Annotated in this window: 3 protein-coding genes; 2 read left to right on the top strand and 1 reads right to left on the bottom strand. The window is 52.6% G+C overall.

Annotated elements, in window-relative coordinates:
• Positions 1 to 478: 478 nt before the first annotated feature.
• Positions 479 to 1,759, bottom strand: coding sequence for a phosphopyruvate hydratase (gene eno / locus RDM37_RS08290; RefSeq protein WP_299368886.1), 1,281 nt, complete (start codon positions 1,757 to 1,759; stop codon positions 479 to 481).
• Positions 1,760 to 2,692: 933 nt separating this feature from the next.
• Between eno and RDM37_RS08285 the strand changes: the two genes are divergently transcribed.
• Together RDM37_RS08285 and RDM37_RS08280 are read left to right on the top strand one after the other, a co-directional pair.
• Complete coding sequence (locus RDM37_RS08285; protein WP_308556658.1) at positions 2,693 to 5,131, top strand: leucine-rich repeat domain-containing protein; 2,439 nt, start codon at positions 2,693 to 2,695, stop codon at positions 5,129 to 5,131.
• A gap of 463 nt (positions 5,132 to 5,594) precedes the next feature.
• Positions 5,595 to 6,974 (top strand): tryptophanase, encoded by a 1,380-nt coding sequence (locus tag RDM37_RS08280; RefSeq protein WP_298886517.1) that lies wholly within the window; start codon positions 5,595 to 5,597, stop codon positions 6,972 to 6,974.
• The last annotated feature ends 237 nt before the right edge of the window (positions 6,975 to 7,211 follow it).

Raw genomic sequence — 7,211 nt, 5'->3', positions numbered from 1 at the left:
TCGAATATCCACGTGGGAAATCTCAAATCTCCACGTGGATATTTTTTATTTTCCACGTGGGCGTCAAAAAATTCCTCCGAAGTTTCATTTGATTCCTCCGAGGAATTTTTCATTTCCTACCTGGGAAATAAAAATTCCCCACCTGGATATTTCGAAATATCCACGTGGAAATCAGTTTTCACCGACACAGCACCGCACCGATATGTAATCAACTCTAAATTATTGCAATGCACCAGTCCTGGTCGGAGCCATCGGAGCGATCGGAGTGCCATTAGAGGTTAGAGATTAGAGTCCCGATGGCTCCGATAGCTCTGATAGCTCCAATCACTCCAGCCAACAGCCAGTAAACTACGTGGGGGGAAAAAAATATCCACGCGGAAATTGCGAGTTCCCACGTGGATATCTATTTGTTGGTCTAACGAAAGCCGTCGTATATCGTGACCGCCCAGTGTCCAATCTGTGGCAATCACCGACTATCTTAGCGTAGACGACGATATCCGTATGTAGCACGTGCGTCTAGCTCCTCCTCGATACGCAGTAGCTGGTTATACTTAGCGATGCGGTCGGTGCGGCTCAGCGAACCAGTCTTGATCTGTCCCGCATTGGTGGCTACGGCGATGTCTGCAATGGTGGTATCTTCGGTCTCACCGGAGCGGTGCGATACGACCGCTGTGAAGCCGTGACGATGTGCCATGTCGATCGCGTCGAGCGTCTCTGTGAGCGTACCTATCTGGTTGACCTTGATCAGGATGGAGTTAGCGCAACCCTCCTTGATGCCTCGGCTGAGGTAGTCCACATTGGTCACAAAGAGGTCGTCACCGACGAGCTGCAGGCGGTCGCCTAGCTTCTCGGTGAGCAGATGCCATCCCTCCCAGTCGTTTTCGTCCATACCATCCTCGATGCTATCGATGGGGTACTTGCTGACGAGTGTCTCTAGGTAAGCGACCTGCTCGGCGGGAGTGCGTTGCTGACCCTTCTCACCCTCAAACTTGGCGTAGTTGTAGACGCCCTCATGGTAAAACTCGCTAGCGGCGCAGTCTAGAGCGATGGTTATGTCGCTACCAGGCTTGTAGCCAGCCTGATGGATCGCCTCGATGATGCTATTGAGCGCATCCTCTACGCCATCGAGCTTAGGAGCGAAACCACCCTCGTCACCTACGGCAGTGCTGAGTCCACGATCGTGGAGCACCTTCTTGAGTGCGTGAAAGGTCTCGGCACCCATGCGGAGTGCCTCGCTAAAGCTCTTGGCACCAATGGGACGGATCATAAACTCCTGAAAAGCGATGGGAGCATCGCTATGTGCACCACCATTGATGATGTTCATCATCGGTATAGGTAGTATGTGTGCGTTGACGCCACCGATGTAGCGGTAGAGCGGTATAGCTAGTTCGTCAGCAGCAGCCTTAGCGACAGCTAGCGAGACGCCTAGGATAGCGTTAGCACCGAGTACACTCTTGGTCTCTGTGCCATCTAGGTCTATCATCTTCTGGTCTATTTCACGCTGCTCGAGCGCGCTCATGCCGAAGAGAGCTGGAGCGATCACCTCGTTGACGTTTTCGACCGCCTTGCGGACGCCCTTGCCGAGGTAACGGCTCTTGTCGCCGTCACGTAGCTCGAGTGCCTCATGTTCCCCTGTAGAGGCTCCACTGGGTACAGCGGCACGCCCCATGGCTCCGCTATCTAGGATGACCTCTACCTCCACTGTTGGATTGCCGCGCGAGTCTAGTACCTCGCGTCCTTTGATGTCTACTATCTGCATATCTGTAGATGCTTTTGTGTGATTCGTAATATCCTTTTTAGTCGGAGCAAAGGTAGTAAATCTACCCGAGGTGACAAGCGATAGAGTCCTCGACGTGTAACTCCGTCGTAGGGACTCACGGGACAAGTAACCTTTGTAGGGGCGGACCTATGTGTCCGCCCGTTCTCGTTGGAGCGCAGTATGACCTGTGGGCGGACACGCAGGTCCGCCCCTACAACGAGTTAATCCTCTCGCTTTGATACGACGGACGCACTCCGACTCGACACTCCCGTGCGTCCCTACAAAATCGTTACTCGTCTCGTGCGTCCCGACAATCCGATCGCTCCGATACCTCCGACACCTCCGACCGCTCCGCTCTCTAACTTCTAACCTCTAACTTCTAATTTCTAAACGCTTGCTCAACTCAAAATAAAGGTTTACCTTTGTACAGGATATTGCTTATCAGAGGATAGTTCCTCCATAAAACAGCTAACAAACATAGCTTAGATCCCCCTGACAGTGCATCGTTTCGATAGTAGCGGTACCACCTATTATTATAGTACCACGAGGTCTCACCACGACCGCCTCACCACACGTCCGTGTAGCGAGACCATTACCCTGCACCCTGCTCTCTCGTGCGCTCGTACGCGTACCTCAGAACCTCTCTGTCGTCACATCTCGCTGACGGACAGTATGTTTACCCCCCCCCCCCCGAAAACGCGCATATAGACGCCTTCTAGGCGACTGTGTAGGGGCAATCCATCATTTCTATCAGACGACTCGCAGGCTGACGCAACAAGCGTCCGCCCCGATGGTCGTACCCTATGCGCTTGTGCCTCGCTACGCCCTGCACAAGTGTGGCTCTCGTGAGCTCTTACCCCAACGGCTACAGCAGACTATCACCTCATAGAGAGCAATTTCTAAAGCATACAATCATCCTAAATCAATAAGACAATGAATAAACAACTACGCATCTGGCTCTTCGCCCTCCTCGGCACGCTGCTCACCTCCACCGCCCTCCTCGCCGAGGGCGTCATCACGATGACGACTTCCAAAAGAGTCGGAGACAGAATCGAACTATATATCAGGGCAAATGGCCCTGTGTCAATAGATGGAGTTCGAGAGTCCGCCCGAACGGATGGAGTTAGGGAATACTACACCCTCACCAGTCAAACGATTACCATCCGAGGCGATGTGACATATCTTAACTGCAGCCAAGAAAGACTGACCAGCTTGGACGTATCGGGCTGTACCGCCTTGACAACACTTGACTGCTACGAAAGTCAACTGACCAGCTTGAACGTCTCTGGCTGCACCGCCTTGACAACGCTGCGCTGCTGGGAAAATCAACTGACCAGCTTGGACGTATCTGGCTGCACCGCCTTGACAACGCTTACCTGCTACAACAATCAACTGACCAGCTTGAATGCCTTTGGCTGTACCTCTTTAACATCGCTTCAATGCAGGGACAATAAACTAACCAATTTGAATCTCTCGGGCTGTACCGCCTTGACAACACTTGACTGCAACAACAATAAGCTGACCAGCTTGAACGTCTCGGGTTGTACATCCTTGACAACGCTTACCTGCTACAGCAATCAACTGACCAGCTTGAATGCCTTTGGCTGTACTGCTTTAACATCACTTCAATGCAGGGACAATAAACTAACCAATTTGGATCTCTCGGGCTGTACCGCCTTGACAACACTTAACTGCTACATCAATAAGCTGACCAGCTTGAATCTCTCGGACTGTACTGCCTTGACATCGCTGTACTGCTCCAGCAATCAACTGACGGATTTGAATCTGTCTGATTGTACCGCTTTGGCACAACTTAAATGCTACAGCAATCAACTGACGAGTTTGGATCTATCAAAGAACAATGCCTTGGCAACGATTGACTGCTCGGACAATAAATTGCCCAGCTTGGATCTGTCAGGACACAAAGCTTTGACAGCTCTGAACTGTAGTAAGAACCTCTTGAGGCAAATCGATCTGTCAGGCTGTACGAGCCTGCTCTCACTGACATGCTATAGCAATCAAATCAAAGTGCGTGAGATGACGAATCTGGTCAATAGTTTGCCAGATCTAGGCAGCAAGGGTACAGGTGCCTTTAGAGTGTTTTATGATGGGAGTGGTGAGGGCAACGTTTGTCTCGCTGCACATGTAGCTACTGCCCAAGCTAAGGGGTGGAAGACTCAGTTTACACGCAGCTCTAATGGCGACGCTTGGTACGACTACACGGGAGCAGACAACCCTCTCTATGCTGTCTCCTCTTCGCCAACGGGTGGTGGATCAATCTCCATCACTGGGGCGGACAACCTCAACGCTGTCCCCTACGGTACGGAGCTGACGGTCGTCGCTACCCCCGCTGATGGCTACAAGCTGACTAAGTTGACCGCCAATGGTCAGGATATCCTCCAGACAAAGCGCTTTAAGGTTACGGAGAATACGAAGGTTGAGGCGACCTTTGCATTGCAGTCTTACAACGTGACCCCGATCAAGGTGGGCGAGGGTACGTTCTACATCTCTGGAGCGGACAACCTAGATGCTGTGACGCCTGGCACGGAGCTGACCATCACGGCAGATCCTGCCGAGGGGTACGAGCTGACCAAGCTAACTGCCAACGATAAAAACGTTCTTGACACGAAGAAGGTGGTCGTCAACGAGGATATGATCATTCGTGCGATCTTTAGCAAGAAGACTTTTAAGGTTTCTCTAGAACCTCGTGGCAAGGGAACGATCAAGGCTGTAGGTGCAGACGATCTCAACGCTGTCCCCTACGGTACGGAGTTGACGATTGTCGCTACACCTGACGAGGGTAGTGAGCTCACCTCCCTCATCGCTGGTGGCATCAACATCACAGAGACGAAGAAGGTAACGATCAAGAAGGAGACCACTATCGAGGCATTCTTTACGACGCAGTCCTTTGCCGTTAAGCTGACCAAGGAGGGCGAGGGTACGATCTCAGCTACGGGAGCAGATGATCTCGATGCTGTGGATTACGGCACGGAGCTAACGATCGTTGCTACGCCAGCTGCTGGCTACAAGTTGACAGCTCTCACGGCCAACGGTACGGACATCCTCGCAACAAAGAAAGTTGTGATCAAGGGCGCAACGGAGGTTAGGGCGACCTTTGTGGATCACACGGGCGTGGAGACGACCGTCACGCAGCAGGTGAAGCTTTACCCGAACCCAGCGACTGACTATGTCATCGTGGAGGGTGTAGCTCCAGCCAGCGAGGTGACACTGCACAGCATGACTGGCGAGCGACTCTATGCGGGTCGTGCCGATGGTCGAGGCACGCTGCAGATTGACCTGACACCCTATGCGGACGGGGTTTACCTAGTCTGCGTAGCGGGCGAGACTTACCGCGTAGTGGTAAGGCACTAGAATCAAAAAAGGGGCGAACGATGGTTCGCCCCTTTTTTTGATTAGAGGGTTAGAGATTAGGGGGGGGGGAGATCGGAGCGATCGGACGTGTAACTCTTTGTAGGGACTCACGGGACAAGTAACCTTTGTAGGGGCGGACCTATGTGTCCGCCCGTTCTCGTTGGAGCGCAGTATGACCTGTGGGCGGACACGCAGGTCCGCCCCTACAACGAGTTAATCCTCTCGCTTTGATACGACGGATGCCCTCCGACTAGACACTAGCCGTGACTGAATCCTGTAGAGACGCACGGCTAGTGTCGAGTGGGAGGGCGTCCGTCCCCGTTAAACCACGATGCTGTAACCTTCGTTCGACAACGGACGCTCGACCGAGCGGCCCTACAAAATCGTTACTCGTATACCCTTAGTGTGTCTTTTTCCGTATCTTTGGGGCAGTAAAAGAACACAATAATTTAATAGAACTACTATGGAGATACCTTTTTCTGAGGCATACCGCATTAAGATGGTAGAGCCGATACACAAGAGCACGCGCGAGCAGCGTGAGCAGTGGATTAAGCAAGCACACTACAACCTATTCAGTCTCAAGTCGTCACAGGTCTTTATCGATGTCCTCACGGACTCCGGTACGGGCGCTATGAGTGACCGTCAGTGGGCGGGCATCATGGTTGGCGATGAGAGCTATGCGGGTGCTTCCTCTTTCCAAAATCTCAAGGATGCTGTCGAGAAGATCTGCACCTTCCCCCTCGTAATCCCTACACACCAGGGCCGCGCTGCGGAGAATGTGCTTTACTCGGCTACGCTCAAGGAGGGCGATATCGTACCGGGCAACTCACACTTTGACACGACAAAGGGGCACATCGAGTTTCGCAAGGCTGTAGCCGTCGACTGTACGATCGATGCGGCTAGCAATACGGAGCTAGAGCTACCCTTCAAGGGTGAGATGGATCTGAACAAGCTGGAGGATTGCTTTAAGAAGTACCCCAAGGAGCAGATCCCTATGTGCGTCCTGACGGTGACCAACAATACGGCTGGCGGTCAGCCTGTCTCTATGAAGAATGTACGTGAGACGAGCGAGCTATGCCACAAGTACGGCATACCGCTACAGATCGATGGTGCTCGCTTTGCTGAGAATGCTTACTTCATCAAGACTCGTGAGGAGGGCTATGCTGACAAGTCAATCAAGGAAATCGTCCGTGAGATGCTCAGCTACGCTGACATCATGACCATGTCTAGCAAGAAGGATGCTGTGGTCAACATGGGTGGCTTCCTCGCTATGCGTGACGAGGAGCTCTATCACAAGTGCTCTATGTACGCTGTGATGAATGAGGGCTTCCTCACCTATGGCGGTATGAACGGCCGTGATATGAACGCACTCGCTATTGGTCTGGATGAGAACACAGAGTTTGACATGCTCGACACGCGCATCCGTCAGGTAGCTTACCTCGGTAGCAAGCTAGACGAGTACGGCGTACCCTATCAGCGCCCTGCTGGTGGACACGCTATCTTCCTCGATGCGAAAAAGATCCTGACGCACGTTCCCAAGGAGGAGTTTATCGCTCAGACGCTCGGCATCGAGCTGTACCTAGAGGCTGGCATCCGTGGTGTCGAGATCGGCTCTATCCTAGCAGACCGCGATCCCAAGACGGGTGAGAACCGCTATCCTAAGCTGGAGCTACTCCGCCTGGCAATCCCACGTCGTACCTACACGAACAATCACATGGACGTCATCGCAGCTGCCTGCAAGAATGTCTATGATCGTCGTGAGTCGATCACACGTGGCTACGTCATCACCCGTGAGCTACCGGTGCTACGTCACTTCACGGTAGAGCTAGAGCCTGCTAAGTAAGCACGCGACGTAGCGGCACATATAATATATAGAGTCCCCTAGAGGTAAGAGCCGTGCTCAGGACCTCTAGGGGACTCTATCGTGTGGCGATATGTAAGGACTCACGGTCGTGTCTAGCGGAAGGGCGTCCGTCCCCGTTAAATCACAATGCTGTAATCTTTGACACAACGGACGCACGACCGTGCGTCCCTACTTTAAGTTTGCAGAGTGAAAAGAAATCGACCCGAGATTAGGTCA

The organism is uncultured Porphyromonas sp. (genome assembly GCF_902489635.1).
Classification (GTDB): domain Bacteria; phylum Bacteroidota; class Bacteroidia; order Bacteroidales; family Porphyromonadaceae; genus Porphyromonas.
This window is presented reverse-complemented; position numbering and strand designations above follow the sequence as displayed.